This is a genomic window from Rhodococcus sp. F64268, assembly GCF_023015605.1.
In the GTDB taxonomy this organism is placed as follows: Bacteria; Actinomycetota; Actinomycetes; order Mycobacteriales; family Mycobacteriaceae; genus Rhodococcus.
Window position 1 is genome coordinate 728209 of record NZ_JALKAI010000001.1, and the last position, 14007, is coordinate 742215.

Sequence of the window (14007 nt, forward strand, 5' to 3'; positions counted from 1 at the left end):
GGCTCAGTTGTCGAAGCGCCGCGCCGTCGGAGCCGGTCTGGGGATCAGTGCAGTGATCGCCAACGAGACGATCGCTGCGACGACCGCGATCAGGAACGTGATCCGGAAACCATCGAGGGACGGGACCACGGCATCGCCGATCCGGGTGGTCATGGCGGCCAGCACGACTCCGATGACCGCTGCCGCCGTCGACGTACCGATCGATCTCATCAGAGTATTGAGACTGTTGGCTGCGGCGGATTCGGTCAAGGGCACCGCCGCCATGATCAGAGCGGGCATCGCCGCGTAGGCGAGGCCCACCCCGGCCCCGATGATCATCGCAGCGACAAGGATGTGCCATACCTCGGTGTACAGCAGGTACGCCACAAGATATCCGAGTCCGACGGTGGCCGCCCCGCACGCGAGTGTTGCACGCGCGCCGAATCGCCGCGTGATCCCGGCCGATACCGGGGACAGGGCCATCATCACAAGTCCGCTCGGTGCGAGTACGAGCCCCGCCATCACCATCGACTGCCCGAATCCGTAACCCGTTTCGGAGGGCGCCATGAGCAGCTGCGGGAACGCGAGAACGTTGGAATACATCGCGAACCCCAGCGCGATCGAGGCCAGGTTCGTCATGAGAACCGGGCGTCTCCCGGAGATCCGGAGATCGACGAGCGGACGTGGCAGCCGTAGTTCGTACATGCCCCACCCGACGAATACCGCAATCGCACCGGCGAACATCCCCAGCGTGATCGGGCTCGACCACCCCCACGTATTGCCCTTGCTGACGGGAAGCAGCAGCAGCACCAACGCGATCGAGAGCAGAACGGCGCCGAGGTAATCGAAGCGGCCCGGATTGCGCTGGGAGGACTCGGGGACGAAATACAGCACTGCAGCGATGCCGATGACCCCGATGATCCCGGAGACCACGAACAGCATGTGCCAGGTGGTCAGTTGCGCGACGAACGCCGCGAACGGCAGACCTATCGCGCCGCCGACACCGAGGGTGGCGCTGAGCGTCGCCATGGCGGCCGGGATCTTCCTGGGGGGAAGTTCGTCGCGCAGAATTGCGATACCGAGTGGAATCGCGCCGACCGCGGCGCCCTGGAGGGTACGGCCGACCACGAGGGGAATCAGGGTGGTCGACAGAGCACACACGCCGGAACCGAGGACCATCATGCCGAGGCTGACGATCAACATCCGGCGTTTACCGAACATGTCGCCGAGGCGGCCGGAGATCGGGGTGATGACGGCCCCGGCGAGAAGGGTCGCGGTGACGGCCCATGAGGTGTTCTCAGGTGTTGCGTCGACGAGTACCGGCAACTGCGGCAGGAGCGGAACGATGAGGGTCTGCATGAGCGCCACGCCGATGCCACACAGTGCCAGAACCGGAACGATTGCGCGCGGTACGGGCCGCTCCCGTGTCGGAATCGGGCTGTCGACGGCCATGGGGTCCTCGTCCGAGCCACGCTCGAACGCGGCCTCAACTGTGATGTGTGCGAAAACAACTATGTCGCAACTTGTCTAACATGCCGATAGTTCGGAAGCCCAGCGGACCCACCGCACGCGTGTCAGGACTGGCAGTGACCGGCGGGATCGGTTTCGTCGGCCGTGACCACGAGGCGTGGGTGCTCCTCCGGTGTCGAATGCACTCCGCGCCACGCCATCAGCGACCAGCGCGACAGCGCCGACATGCAGGAGCCCACGCTTCCGAACGACAAAGACGACAGCGCCGACGCTGCGGATCCGGCGGACCCGACCGACAGGATCGAACCGACGCTGCCGATCGACAGGATCGAATAGGCGGACCCGATGGAGAGGATCGACCCCTCCGAGGCAATCGACAGGATCGAGCGGCGCGAGCGCAACGACCGGTGCCGCTGTGGTGGTGGCTGGTAGGGCATGCGGGCCATGCCTCGGTCTACCACGTACAGCGGCCGGTGAAAAGCAAACGAGAAATTCGGCTGCATACGCGACGAGGCCACCGGAACGATTCCGGTGGCCTCGTGTGAATGTGCCTGTCAGGGAACTGCGACGAGCCCCAGGGTCGGCAGGAAGGTGCAGGAGCGCGCGTCCGCGCCTTCCTCCTGCGTGGTGACGCCCCCCGAGATCACGGCGACGACCTGGCCGGGCCCGGTGTCGGCGATCGCGGTCAGTGTGGTCGGGCCGTCAGGGTTGACATTGGCCTCGTTGGTCAACGGCTGCGTCCCGGTGCGACCGTTGGAGATGTTGATCCAGGTCAGGGTGAGCGGCTCGGCCTGCTCAGCGGCCGCCGGTGCGGTGCCGAGTGCAGTGAACACGAAACCGGCCTGACCGGCGCCCGGTCCCGGAGGCGGCAACAGTGCCGGGCCCGCGACTGCGAGTGCAGTGCCCACCGAGTCGGCGCCGTCGCCGATGCAGTCCTGGCCGAGTGTCGGATACAGGAACTGTGAGATCACGACTTCACCCGGAGCCGGGAGATCGGGCCCGCCGCCACCGCTGCCGTCGAGGAAGGTGATGACCCTTTCGAGGGTGCCCTTCACCGAATCGGGAAGCTCGGAGTTCGCGAGCAGTTCCTTGGCCTGGGCGAGGATGTCGTTCTTGCCGTCGTCCGCGATGTCGGAGGGACCGGCAGCAGCCCCCACGATCGCGGGAGCAAGAGACGCGAGCGCTTCCGTCTGCTCGGGGTCGACCTCGGCCCGGGGGAGGAACTGCGTCAGCGACTCGATGGACAGGTCGGCCGGCACAGCGAACTGGGGGAGCGTTACGAGCTCGGCCAGATCCGGTAGCGCGGGCGGTGCAGGTTGCGCGACTGCGTGCGTCGGCACGGCAAGTCCCGCGGTGGCGGCGAGTGCGCACACTGTGAGCGCCCTCCGCATTCCTCGAGTACGAAGCACTGTTCCCCATCCTTGTCGTTGAAGTATCCGGGTGTCCTGGACGGGCAACCAGATACTGACGGCTCGAGGAGACACTCTATGTAGCCCCCCCGGTCCGGTACAAGCGGCAGCGCCCGATTGCAGCGGGCGTGGCCGATACCTGCGGGGAGTGTAGCGACAGGGTGTTCCGTATGGCGGTTCGTGTTCGACGGTAACTCGATACAGATGCGGAAAGTGTGACGAGAGATAAAATTGTTACGTGAGAGGTTGGTGCTTTTCTCTCTGATGCGTCGCACCGGTAACCTCTGACGCCGGGTCGGAGCACCCGGATGACGACGACGGGAGGCGCACCGCAGTGCCACAACGTGCTCGGTCGTACCGTCTGTGGTGCGTGTTGCTTCTGCTGATCTCCGTGGTGGCCAGGCTTGCATGGGGTCTGCTGACTCCCAACGGCATGAACCTCGTCGACCTGCATGTCTACGTCGACGGTTCCGCCGCGCTCCTCAGCGGCGAGCTCTACGACTTCACCTATTCGCGGGACACCCCGGATTTCCCGCTGCCGTTCACCTATCCGCCGTTCGCGGCTCTCGTGTTCCTGCCGCTGCACTATCTGCCGTTCGGATTGCTCGGCATCATGTGGTTGCTGTTGACCATCGCGGCGCTGTTCTACGTCATCCGGATCGCACTCGAACTGCTCGTCGGTCCGGCGGCGCACGACGATCGCTGGACGTCGGTGGCGTTGGTCTGGACGGCGATCGCGGTGTGGACCGAACCGGTACGTACGACCCTCGACTACGGGCAGATCAACGTCTTCCTCGTGCTCGCCGTGATGGTGGCGGTCCGTAGCAGCCGGTGGTGGCTCTCCGGTGGGCTCGTCGGCGTAACGGCCGGGATCAAGCTCACCCCGGCGATCACAGGCGTTTACTTCTTGGCCAGGCGACGTTGGCGCGAGGCATTCTTCTCGGCGGTCGCGTTCGGTGCCACCGTCGTCGTCAGCGCCGTGCTGCTCGGTGAGCAGGCTCGCACCTACTTCACCTCCCTGTTCGGTGACGCCGATCGGATCGGGCCGGTGGGGTCGGTCTGGAATCAGTCCCTGCGGGGTGCGCTCAGCCGGCTTCTCGGCCGTGACGTCGACACCGGTGCGGTGTGGATCGTCGCCGTCGCTGTGTGCGCGCTCCTCGCGGTCGCGGCGTGGCGGTCCCTCGGCCCTGACGACAGACTCGGCACGCTCGTCATCGTTCAGCTGTTCGGGCTGCTGATCTCGCCGATCTCATGGGTGCACCACTGGGTGTGGGTCGTGCCGATGTTGCTGTGGCTCGTCTACGGACCCCTCGCAGGTCGTCTCGGCACGCGGGTGGTGGCGGTCTGCTGGGCGGCGGTGACGTTGGTCGGCGTGCCGTGGGTGCTGAGTACTTTCCAGGCTTCGATGTGGGACATCGACCGGCCCGCCCCGCTCGCCTGGCTCGGAGCCGTGAACGTCGTCGGTGTTCTCGTCGTCTACCTGTGGATGATCGTTGCTCCGCGGTGGGGCGAGCGTGATGCTGCTACGGCCCGGCCAGCGCATCGATCCTGTGAGCCAGAGCCGGATCGGCCTCGGTGATTCCGCCTGCGGAGTGCGTGCTGAGCGAGTAGGTCACCTTGCGCCATCGGATATCGATATCGGGATGGTGGTTTGCGTCCTCCGCGACTTCGGCGACCTTGCCGACCAGGGTGATCGCTTCGGGAAACGTCGGTGATTCGATCGTGCGCACCAAGGCGTCTTCTGCGCGGTGCCAATGCGGAAGGTCGGACAGTGCGGCGTCGATCTCGCCGTCGGTGAGCAGTTGGGCCATGACCCATTGTGTCGCCTCAGCGGTCGCACCCGCAATGACCCGTCGGTGCGAGTCAGGCGGCGCGGACCTTCTCCAGGTGTTTGCGTAGCTGCTTCTCGCTCATCCCCTCGTCCTGGACCTTCTTCATGCGCATGATCACGACGGGGCATTTGACGCAGCGAGTCTTCTTGCGGCAGCACTTCTTCTTCGGTTTCAGGCTCGCGACAGCGCTCGCCTTGAATTTCTTCTTGCCCATCGTCGTCCTGCTCCCGTCCATGCGCGTGGAAGTCAGGTTAGCGTTCCCTCAGTTGAACACCAAGGGTCACTTTGGAGGGGTCGAGCACCACGAAGCGCGTCTCTCCTACGTGTCGAACGTCACTTCGAGGTACTCTGAGCTGGGCCGATAGGTGCGCGATGCCGCGTGCACACCCGTGCGGGCTGTAGGGTATTCGTGGCCGCAGTGCCCGCATGGTCCTTCGGAGAGTTGATCTCGAAGACCACGCCGGGTGTTTCGCATTCGCGTCGCGGACCAGAACGAAATTGCGCCGTACGGGCGAGGTGCCAACCGGGTCCAGTGCCGTGTGGCCGGACTACAGCCAGGAGAGCCATCGCGTGAGCACCGCCGATTTTCGAAATGTCGCCATCGTGGCGCACGTCGACCATGGAAAGACCACCCTCGTCGACGCAATGCTGCGCCAGTCGGGTGCGTTCGCCGAACGCGCTGAACTCGTTGACCGCGTCATGGACTCCGGCGACCTCGAACGCGAGAAGGGCATCACCATTCTCGCCAAGAACACCGCGGTGCACCGCCACCACCCCGACGGCAGCGTGACGGTGATCAACGTCATCGACACCCCCGGCCACGCCGACTTCGGTGGCGAGGTCGAGCGGGGCCTGTCGATGGTCGACGGCGTCGTCCTGCTCATCGACTCCTCCGAGGGCCCGCTTCCGCAGACCCGCTTCGTGCTGCGCAAGGCGCTCGCCGCGTCGCTGCCGGTGATCCTGGTGGTGAACAAGACCGACCGCCCCGACGCCCGTATCGCAGAGGTCGTCGAGGAGAGCCAGACCCTGCTTCTCGATCTCGCGTCCGATCTCGACGACGAAGCAGCGGAAGCCGCCGAACTCGCCCTCGAGCTCCCCGTGCTCTATGCCTCGGGTCGCGAAGGCAAGGCCAGCCGCAAGCAGCCCGAGAACGGTCAGGTCCCCGACGCAGAGAACCTCGACGAACTCTTCGAGGTCCTGTTCGAGTGTATCCCCGCTCCGAAGGGCAACCCGGAGGCCCCGCTGCAGGCGCACGTCACCAACCTCGACGCGTCCGAGTTCCTCGGACGCCTTGCGCTGCTTCGCGTCCACAACGGCAAGCTCCGCAAGGGCGACACCGTTGCATGGATGCACTCGGACGGCGTGAAGAACGTCAAGATCACCGAGCTGCTCAAGACGGTCGGTGTCGAGCGTCAGCCCGGTGAAGAAGCCGTCGCGGGCGACATCGTCGCTGTCGCGGGCATTCCCGACATCATGATCGGCGACACGCTCGCCGACATCGAGAACCAGGTCGCGCTGCCCACCATCACCGTCGACGAGCCCGCGATCTCCATGGTGATCGGTACCAACACATCGCCGCTCGTCGGTCGGGTCCAGGGACACAAGCTCACCGCGCGCATGGTCAAGACCCGTCTCGATTCCGAGCTCATCGGCAACGTGTCGCTCAAGGTGCTCGACATCGGCCGCCCGGATGCGTGGGAGGTGCAGGGCCGTGGTGAACTCGCCCTCGCGATCCTGGTCGAGCAGATGCGCCGCGAAGGTTTCGAGCTCACGGTCGGCAAGCCGCAGGTGGTCACCAAGACTGTCGACGGCAAACTGCACGAGCCGTACGAAGAGCTGACGATCGACAGCCCGGAGGAGTACCTCGGCTCGATCACTCAGTTGCTCGCTGCCCGGAAGGGCAAGATGGTGCAGATGACCAACCACGGCACGGGTTGGGTCCGGATGGAGTTCATCATCCCGTCCCGAGGTCTCATCGGCTTCCGCACCGACTTCCTCACGGAGACACGCGGCACGGGTATCTCCAACGCGATCTTCCACGGCTACGCGCCGTGGGCCGGTGAGATCCGCGCGCGCCACACCGGCTCGCTCGTCTCCGACCGCGCAGGTTCGGTGACCCCGTTCGCGATGATCCAGCTGGCCGACCGCGGCACCTTCTTCGTCGAGCCCGGTGCCGACACCTACGAGGGCATGGTCGTGGGTATCAACCCCCGCGCCGAGGACCTCGATATCAACGTCACGCGCGAGAAGAAGCTCACCAACATGCGCTCGTCGACGGCCGACGTCATGGAGACGCTCTCGAAGCCGATCGAACTCACCCTCGAAGCTGCACTCGAATTCTGTGCGGTCGACGAATGCGTCGAGGTGACGCCCGAGGTGATCCGCGTACGCAAGGTGCACCTGTCGAGCACCGATCGTGCGCGCGCACGTTCGCGTGAGAAGGCCCGCAACAAGTAGGAATAGTGTGAAGCGGCCCCGGTAGCCCAGGCTCCCGGGGCCGCGACATACCCGGTGGACACAAGTCGACGAGAGGAAGCCCGAGTGTTGCGTTCGCGCACCTGGTATCGGCGATGGGTCGTTCCGGTGGCCGTCGCGACAGCCGTCCTGACGTCGGCGGCGTGTACCGCGGATCCACCCCCGCCGATCGAACAGACGGAGCCGACAGCAACGCCGGCACCTGCCCCGAAGCGCAACACCGTGGTCGTCGCGATCGACGGCGTGGAGACCGGCTTCAACCCTCATCTGCTGGCAGATCAGTCACCGGTCGGTGATGCGATCGCGCAGCTGGTGCTGCCCAGCGCCTTCCGTCCCGTGCCGAGCGTGGAGCACCCCGGAGTCACCGAATGGGTGCTGGACGACTCGGTGCTGGTGTCGGCGGAGGTGGTCTCGCAGGCACCGTTCACCATCGAGTACGAGGTTCGCACCGACGCCCAATGGTCCGACAGCGCACCCATCGCGGCGGAGGACTTCCATTACCTCTGGCAGCAGATGATCACGCAGCCGGGAGTCGTCGACGCCGCCGGTTACCGGTTGATCGAAGACGTCCAGTCCTCGGGCGCGGGTAAGACGGTCACTGTGACACTGCGTGAGCCGTACCCCGCCTGGCGAGAGTTGTTCGCCGACATGCTGCCCGCGCATCTCGTCAAGGACACCCCGGGTGGTTTCGACACCGGCCTGTCGGAAACGATCCCGGTGTCGGGTGGCCCGTTCAAGGTGGAATCCGTCGACCGTGGTCGCGGCGAGGTGCTGCTCGAGCGTAACGACCGGTTCTGGGGCGAGCCCGCGCTCCCGGACGAGATCCTCATGCGACGCGGTGGCAGCGACGCCCAGCTCACCGAATCCATGCGCACCGGCGATACTCAGATCGCGCAGGTCTCGGGCGGATCGGCGTTGCTCGCCCAGCTCGGTGCGGTATCCGGCCTGCGAACGCACGTGCAGCTCGAGTCCCGCACGCTCGAATTGACGCTCAACACCCGTACCGCCACTCTCGCCGACCCGCGGGTGCGCCGCGCTGTGCTCGGCCTTCTCGACCCGGAGATGCTTGCCCTCGTCGCAGCGGGTTCCGCTGCCGAGATCGTGCCCGACCGGGCCCAGGTCCTCGCTCCGTCCGATCCCGGCTACGCGCCGACGATGCCGCCGCGACCGAGTCGTGAGGACGCACTCGCCCTGTTCGCGGACGCCGGCTACCTGCCCAACCTCCTCGCTGTGCCTGCCTCCGAGCCGCCCGTGGATTCGTCGTCCTCGGCCGAAACGACGACACCGGAGACCACCGCGGCGGAAGGGACGTCCTCGGAAGCGGATTCGCCGGAGGAGGCGCCATCGGGACGTGCAGAGCCGATCGCGGACGGCACGCTCGTCCGGGACGGTGCGCCCCTCGTGCTCGTGATCGGTGTCGCCGAAGGGTCCGAAACAGCGCGTACTGTCGCGCGGACGGTAGCGGACGTGTTGTCCGGCGCAGGCATTGCGGCCTCGGTGAGTGAACTACCGCCGGACGAACTCTACGGCGACGCCCTCGTCACGGGGGAGGTACACGCGATCGTCGGCTGGATGGAGGCGGGGTCCGACCCGGCAACGGCGGCGATCTCCCGCTTCGGATGCCTCCCCGCGCTCCCGGCTCCTGCCGCCTCGGAGACCGCAGACATGTCGGAGACGGCGGAGGCGACGCCCACGTCGAGGAGTGGCCCTCCGGAAACCACGGCAGCAGGTGTCCCAGGCTCGGACGCCGGGAACGATGAGCCCGGCGACGCCGACTCGACGGATGACGCAGAGGATGCTGCCGCGGCCCAGCTCGAAGCGCCGAGCAACCTTTCCGGTGCTTGCGATCCCGCGGTGCAGGCCCAGCTCGTCGATGCCCTGCACGGGGTGGGCGACGTCCCTGCAACCCTGGCTGCAGTGGAGTCCAGATTGTGGGATCTCGCGGTGAACCTTCCGATCATCCAGGGCCGGTCCGTCGCTGCCGCCGGCCCCGGTGTGGACGGAGTGGCCTTGGCAGGCCCGGTGCAGGCAGGCATCGTCGGCGACGCTCGATTCTGGGAGAGGAACACACCGTGACCGCTGGCGAACCGCGCAGACTGCTGCTCGTCCACGCACACCCGGACGATGAAACCCTCACCACGGGCGGCACTATCGCCCGGTATGTCGACGAAGGAGTCGAGGTCACCGTGGTGACCTGCACCCTCGGCGAGGAAGGTGAAGTCATCGGCGACGAGTGGGTGCAGCTGACTGCGGACCGGGCAGACCAACTGGGTGGTTACCGCGTGCTGGAACTGACCAGGGCCCTGAATGCCCTCGGGGTCGCCGCGCCCTGGTTCCTGGGCGGGGCAGGCCATTGGCGGGACTCCGGGATGGCAGGCACTCCGGCAGCGTCGAATCCCCGAGCGTGGGTCAACGCCGATCCCGATGAAGCCGTGGGGGAGCTCGTTGCCGTCATCCGGCGCACTCGGCCTCACGTCGTGATCACCTACGACCCGGTCGGTGGGTACGGGCACCCGGACCACATCGCGGTGCACGAACGCGTCACCGCCGCCGTCGAGCTCGCCGGAACGGAGAACTACCCCGGTGCGGGTGCACCGTGGACACCGGCGAAGGTGTACTGGACGGTCACCGAGCGGACGGCACTCGAAGCGGGCGTCGCCGAGATCGGCGAGCTCCCCGAGGGGTGGCGCGTGCCCGAGACGGGCGAGCTCCCGAGCGTGCCCGACGATCAGGTCAGCGCCGTCGTCGACGTCCGCGACGTGCTCGACGCGAAACGTGCCGCGATGGCAGCCCACGCGACACAGGTCACCGTGGCACCGGGAGGAGCACAGTTCACACTGTCGAACTCGGTCGCCCAACCGATCTTCCGCGAGGAGCATTTCCGCTTGGTGCGCGGAGAACCGGGCGAACGGGACGATTCCGGGCGGGAGCGTGACCTCTTCTCCGGCATCAGCTAATGTGACCGCCGTCACCGATGGAGGGAGGGGGCGGCGATGTACAACTGGTCCGTTCAGAATCAGATCGTCGCGTTCGTCGACTCGTTGCGGCCGCACGCCGACGAGATTCGCGCCGGCTATTTCGATGCGCTCTACGGGTTCGTCGACATGCAATCGCACCTGCTGACCATGCTCGGTTACCCGCCCGTGCCCTGACCTGCCCCGACCCCGGGTAGCTCGGCAGAGGTGCCGTCACGCACTATGGAACGATGACCGTCGACCCTGCAACCGAACTGCCGGACGTACCCGCGCTGCCGCCGGAGCCGCGGCGAGGCATCGTTGCGTTGCTCGTCTTCGACGGTGCCCTCTGCGCGATCCTGTCGGTGCTGTTCCTCGGCCTCTACATCGGCCCGGTTCCGTTCCCGATCACGATTCTGCTTGCAGCGGTGATCAATCTGCTGCTGGTGATGGCCGTGTACAGCGAAACCGACTCGCTGCGAACCGCGATGCTGCCGCTCGCGGCCTGGTTGCTCGGATTCGCGGTGTGCCTGGCCGTCGGGCCGGGTGGCGATCAGCTGGCCATGGCGGACTGGCGGATCCTGATGCTTCCCGTCGCGGCGCTCTTGCCCGCAGGCGGTTATCTCTTCTCGGCGAGGATCAAAGCGATCATCAAGACAGCCCGGCCGCCTGCGCAGCAGATGTGAGAACCGCCGCGGTCATCTCCTGGGTGAGGCGGCCGGTGAAGGTGTTCTGCTGACTCACGTGATAGCACCCGAACAGGTGCAGCGGGGCCTTGCCCTCGGTCGCCGGGGCGAGGGTGACGCTTGCGCCGTGCCCGAACTTCGGACGCGGTGACGGCACGACCCATCCCGCGGCGGTAAGCACCGGGAGCAACGCTTGCCATCCGAAACCACCGAGCACCACGACGGCCCGCAGCGTCGGCGAGAGCAACGCGAGTTCCTGCTCGAGCCAGCCACGGCACGTGTCCCGCTCGGTCACGGTCGGCTTGTTTGCGGGGGGCGCGCAGTGCACCGGTGAGGTGATCCGGGTGCCGAACAATTCGAGTCCGTCACCGATGTGGGTCGCAGTCGGTTGCGACGCGAGTCCGGCTTCGTACATGGCGGCGTAGAGGAAGTCCCCGGAGCGATCGCCGGTGAACATCCGACCCGTCCGATTCGCGCCGTGCGCGGCAGGCGCCAATCCCACGATGAGCAGCGCCGCATCGGTGGGGCCGAAACCGGGGACCGGTCTTCCCCAGTACTCCTCGTCGCGGAAAGCGGCCCGCTTCTCCCGTGCGACGCGTTCACGCCACTCGACCAGCCTCGGGCACGCGCGGCAGTCCACGAGCAACTCGTCCATCACCGCGAGCGTGCTTGCTCCGGGTCTGCGCCAAGGATCGATCACGAGGCATGACCTCCGCGTGTCCAGATATCGCCCGCGCCGGGCGTCACGGATTCGATCAACGCCCAGGCGTCGCTTTCGGGGACGTCGACGACCTCGTAGTGGCCTGCGCCCGCGGGCGTCGCAGCGATCACCGTCGCCACTCCCGCGCGCCGCTGGAAGAACGTCTGGCGCACGGTCCATCCGATGATCCCGTCCGACTCGAGGCAGACCCGATGACGATCGACGGAACCCGCACGTGTGACGAGGTACCCCGGCGGCGACGCATGCCCGAGCCCCCGATAGCGATCCCACCCGAGCGCTGCCGCGGCAACGACGAGCACCACCGTTCCGGCTGTGGTCGCGGGCAACGGCAGCGGCCGGTCGAGGATCGTGGTGAGTGCAATGCCCGCCGCGATCAGGCACACCACCGGCGCGACCGCCCTGGTGAATCGGCGGCGGCGTGCCGCAGCGCCGTGGGGGACCAGCGGCACCGTCAACGGTGAATCGGTGGTGAGCACTTCGCCTGCGACCCGGCGGACCTCACCATCGGGCGCCGACGGCAGCACGAGCGACGACTCGCCGCGTTCGGCCGATACACCTGTCATGATCGCGTCGAGTCGTGCAGCTCCCACGAGTCTCAGTGCAACGGGCTCGTGGACGTCGACGCCGCGAAGGCGCGCGCGATCGAGCGTCGTGTGCCGCACCCGGAGCAGGCCTCGCCCGACCCGCAGCATCCGTCCGTCGTCGGTGACCAGTAGGTTCCCGTACAGCAGGAGGTACCGGATGCACGCGGCGATGCTCGCGACGACGAGGATCACGACCACTGCGACTCCGACGACGACCGCAATGCCGGCGGCCGCGAGCGCATCGACCCCGCGTGCGACGGTGTCCGATTCGGTGAGTTGTTCGCCGATCCCGTATTGGAACGCCAGCCCGACCACGGCGGCGATACCGATCAGGCCGGTGGCCGAGAACGGCGCGTACCGCACCCACCCGGATCGGAGGCGGGCCAGTTCGCGTTCGCTCGGTGCAGTGCCCATCGGGGCGCGCACGGAGTCCACCGGTGTGCGCGCGGCCGTGCTTTCGGGCGCTGCGGCAGCGAGGCCGTCCCCGAGGAGTCCGGCACGCAGAGCGGGAACGTCCTCGATGGCGATGCCGTTGAGTTCGAATCTGTTGTGATCGGTGGCGCTGCCGACCGATTGTCCGGTGCCGATCTTCACCACTGCGAGGCCGAGCAGTCGATGCAGTACCCGCCGATCGACGTCGACCGACCGGATGCGGCTGCGCGGGACCGAGAGCTCGCGGCGTCGGAGCAGACCGCGGCGCAACTCGACGTGCGCGGGCCCGATCCGATAGCTCGTGGTGAACCAGCGGGCCAGTCCGACAAGGACCAGCAGCCCCGCGACACCGAGCCCCCAGTACGGGTTGCCTCTGCTGCTGCCCAGCAACACCGACCCGATCAGGACGGGGAACAGCTTCGCGATCTCCTCGACCGGATGGATCAGCAGCATCCGGCGGTCGAGTCGCTGCCAGCCGACGATGTCGTCGTCGACGGTGCCTGCAGGATGCGTCGTGTCGGGTGGGGGTGTCTCGGATTCGAAAGTCACGTCGCATCGGCTCCGTCGCCACCTGCGATCGCGGTGAGTCGTGCGACCGTCTCGTCGGCCACTGCCGCATCGAGCGCGGTGATTTCCACGGCACCTGCGGACGACGCGGTGGTGACGGTCACGGTCGCGAGCCCGAGCCACCGGTCGATCGGTCCGCGTTCGGTGTCGACGGTCTGGATCCGGGAGATCGGTGCGATGCGGCGTTCCTGCGTGAACCAACCGGAGCGGGTGTGGACGGCGGTGTCGCTGATCTCCCATCGATGCACCCGATACCGCCACAGCGGCACCACCGTGATGTGCACGCCCGCGACGACGACGGTCGCGACGGCCGCGGCGATGTGCCACCCGGCCCGACCGGAGTCGAGCACACCCCACACGACCTGCGCAATGACGATCGGTACCCACATCAACGCAGCGTTGATCGCCCACAATGCCCGAGCCTTCGGACTCGGCCTCCATGCGGGTTCGGTCATCACCGTCCCGGTGCTGCTGTCCACATTCACACTCCCGACTCGGTTCAGGGTTCCACGTTAGGCTTGGTTGGACACCCGATCGGGGCAGCCCCGAGTATTCCCACACTGCCGGGCGTTTCAGTCACGAGGAGGATCGAGATGAGCGAAGCCGACATGACCGACACTGCCGATGTCCTCGGGTTCGGCAGCCTTTCGGCGGAGGATTCCGAAGGCGATCGGGCCGAACAGTCGACGCCGGCTTATGACGAGCCTCGCGATACATACCCGACAGACCTGCCGCTCGAGGTCGATCCTGCCGACGCGGTCGAGCAGAATCGCGAGGTAGCCGTGGACGACGACTATCCCCACGAGTGACAGCCGGGTGCACCCCGAAGTGGCATGCGACACGGCAGGGGCGCATGATCGGCCCATGACCGATTCCGCTGACGACACCCAGCACTCTG

Annotated in this window: 15 protein-coding genes; 7 read left to right on the forward strand and 8 right to left on the reverse strand. The window is 66.8% G+C overall.

The window, feature by feature from the left end; translation table 11 throughout:
* Positions 1–3: 3 nt before the first annotated feature.
* The 3 genes from MWU77_RS03500 to MWU77_RS03510 all read right to left on the reverse strand — a co-directional run bounded on the left by MWU77_RS03500 (position 4) and on the right by MWU77_RS03510 (position 2840).
* On the reverse strand, positions 4–1431 hold the full coding sequence (locus MWU77_RS03500; RefSeq protein WP_169687630.1) for an MFS transporter: 1428 nt from the start codon (positions 1429–1431) through the stop codon (positions 4–6).
* Positions 1432–1553: 122 nt separating this feature from the next.
* Positions 1554–1895 carry a hypothetical protein gene (locus MWU77_RS03505; RefSeq protein ID WP_374229801.1) on the reverse strand — a complete coding sequence of 114 codons (342 nt, stop codon included), beginning with the start codon at positions 1893–1895 and terminating at the stop codon, positions 1554–1556.
* A 108-nt stretch (positions 1896–2003) separates the two neighbouring features.
* Positions 2004–2840: a hypothetical protein gene (locus tag MWU77_RS03510; protein ID WP_169687971.1), complete on the reverse strand. Its 837-nt coding sequence runs from the start codon at positions 2838–2840 to the stop codon at positions 2004–2006.
* Positions 2841–3192: 352 nt separating this feature from the next.
* On the opposite strand from MWU77_RS03510, the gene MWU77_RS03515 reads away from it, so the two are divergent.
* Positions 3193–4437, forward strand: coding sequence for a mannosyltransferase (locus MWU77_RS03515; RefSeq protein ID WP_169687629.1), 1245 nt, complete (start codon positions 3193–3195; stop codon positions 4435–4437).
* On the opposite strand, the gene MWU77_RS03520 is transcribed toward MWU77_RS03515, so the two are convergent.
* Together MWU77_RS03520 and MWU77_RS03525 are read right to left on the reverse strand one after the other, a co-directional pair.
* Positions 4382–4669 carry a 4a-hydroxytetrahydrobiopterin dehydratase gene (locus MWU77_RS03520; RefSeq protein ID WP_169687628.1) on the reverse strand — a complete coding sequence of 96 codons (288 nt, stop codon included), beginning with the start codon at positions 4667–4669 and terminating at the stop codon, positions 4382–4384. The two genes, MWU77_RS03515 and MWU77_RS03520, sit on opposite strands and share 56 nt — an antisense overlap.
* Positions 4670–4721: 52 nt before the next feature.
* Entirely contained in the window at positions 4722–4904 is a 183-nt protein-coding gene (locus MWU77_RS03525; RefSeq protein WP_169687627.1) for a hypothetical protein, read from the reverse strand.
* A gap of 356 nt (positions 4905–5260) precedes the next feature.
* Here MWU77_RS03525 and typA point away from each other — a divergent pair, with 356 nt between their 5' ends.
* The 5 genes from typA to MWU77_RS03550 all read left to right on the forward strand — a co-directional run bounded on the left by typA (position 5261) and on the right by MWU77_RS03550 (position 10805).
* A complete protein-coding gene (gene typA, locus MWU77_RS03530; RefSeq protein ID WP_169687626.1) occupies positions 5261–7147 on the forward strand; it encodes a translational GTPase TypA in 1887 nt (628 codons plus the stop codon).
* Between the two features lie 84 nt (positions 7148–7231).
* Entirely contained in the window at positions 7232–9241 is a 2010-nt protein-coding gene (locus MWU77_RS03535; RefSeq protein WP_247272939.1) for an ABC transporter family substrate-binding protein, read from the forward strand.
* Entirely contained in the window at positions 9220–10122 is a 903-nt protein-coding gene (gene mshB, locus MWU77_RS03540; protein ID WP_281499187.1) for an N-acetyl-1-D-myo-inositol-2-amino-2-deoxy-alpha-D-glucopyranoside deacetylase, read from the forward strand. The genes MWU77_RS03535 and mshB overlap by 22 nt, the downstream gene beginning before the upstream one ends.
* 36 nt (positions 10123–10158) lie before the next feature.
* Positions 10159–10317 carry a hypothetical protein gene (locus MWU77_RS03545; protein WP_169687624.1) on the forward strand — a complete coding sequence of 53 codons (159 nt, stop codon included), beginning with the start codon at positions 10159–10161 and terminating at the stop codon, positions 10315–10317.
* Between the two features lie 53 nt (positions 10318–10370).
* Positions 10371–10805: a hypothetical protein gene (locus MWU77_RS03550; protein WP_247272941.1), complete on the forward strand. Its 435-nt coding sequence runs from the start codon at positions 10371–10373 to the stop codon at positions 10803–10805.
* Here the strand turns inward: MWU77_RS03550 and MWU77_RS03555 are convergent.
* From MWU77_RS03555 to MWU77_RS03565, 3 genes are all read right to left on the reverse strand, one after another.
* Positions 10771–11460, reverse strand: a complete 690-nt coding sequence (locus MWU77_RS03555; RefSeq protein WP_169687969.1) for a uracil-DNA glycosylase — start codon at positions 11458–11460, stop codon at positions 10771–10773. The two genes, MWU77_RS03550 and MWU77_RS03555, sit on opposite strands and share 35 nt — an antisense overlap.
* Positions 11461–11501: 41 nt before the next feature.
* Complete coding sequence (locus MWU77_RS03560; RefSeq protein WP_169687968.1) at positions 11502–12995, reverse strand: PH domain-containing protein; 1494 nt, start codon at positions 12993–12995, stop codon at positions 11502–11504.
* A gap of 92 nt (positions 12996–13087) precedes the next feature.
* Positions 13088–13564 carry a PH domain-containing protein gene (locus MWU77_RS03565; protein WP_169687967.1) on the reverse strand — a complete coding sequence of 159 codons (477 nt, stop codon included), beginning with the start codon at positions 13562–13564 and terminating at the stop codon, positions 13088–13090.
* A gap of 138 nt (positions 13565–13702) precedes the next feature.
* Between MWU77_RS03565 and MWU77_RS03570 the strand changes: the two genes are divergently transcribed.
* Positions 13703–13918, forward strand: coding sequence for a hypothetical protein (locus tag MWU77_RS03570; RefSeq protein WP_240959038.1), 216 nt, complete (start codon positions 13703–13705; stop codon positions 13916–13918).
* The last annotated feature ends 89 nt before the right edge of the window (positions 13919–14007 follow it).

Excerpts from the sequence above, each read along its gene's own strand:
- MWU77_RS03500 (WP_169687630.1), bottom strand. The coding sequence starts at position 1,431 with ATGGCCGTCGACAGCCCGATTCCGACACGGGAGCGGCCCGTACCGCGC.
- MWU77_RS03505 (WP_374229801.1), bottom strand. The coding sequence starts at position 1,895 with ATGGCCCGCATGCCCTACCAGCCACCACCACAGCGGCACCGGTCGTTG.
- MWU77_RS03510 (WP_169687971.1), bottom strand. The coding sequence starts at position 2,840 with ATGCGGAGGGCGCTCACAGTGTGCGCACTCGCCGCCACCGCGGGACTT.
- MWU77_RS03520 (WP_169687628.1), bottom strand. The coding sequence starts at position 4,669 with ATGGCCCAACTGCTCACCGACGGCGAGATCGACGCCGCACTGTCCGAC.
- MWU77_RS03525 (WP_169687627.1), bottom strand. The coding sequence starts at position 4,904 with ATGGGCAAGAAGAAATTCAAGGCGAGCGCTGTCGCGAGCCTGAAACCG.
- MWU77_RS03545 (WP_169687624.1), top strand. The coding sequence starts at position 10,159 with ATGTACAACTGGTCCGTTCAGAATCAGATCGTCGCGTTCGTCGACTCG.
- MWU77_RS03550 (WP_247272941.1), top strand. The coding sequence starts at position 10,371 with ATGACCGTCGACCCTGCAACCGAACTGCCGGACGTACCCGCGCTGCCG.
- MWU77_RS03555 (WP_169687969.1), bottom strand. The coding sequence starts at position 11,460 with ATGGACGAGTTGCTCGTGGACTGCCGCGCGTGCCCGAGGCTGGTCGAG.
- MWU77_RS03560 (WP_169687968.1), bottom strand. The coding sequence starts at position 12,995 with ATGCTGCTGATCCATCCGGTCGAGGAGATCGCGAAGCTGTTCCCCGTC.
- MWU77_RS03565 (WP_169687967.1), bottom strand. The coding sequence starts at position 13,564 with ATGACCGAACCCGCATGGAGGCCGAGTCCGAAGGCTCGGGCATTGTGG.
- MWU77_RS03570 (WP_240959038.1), top strand. The coding sequence starts at position 13,703 with ATGAGCGAAGCCGACATGACCGACACTGCCGATGTCCTCGGGTTCGGC.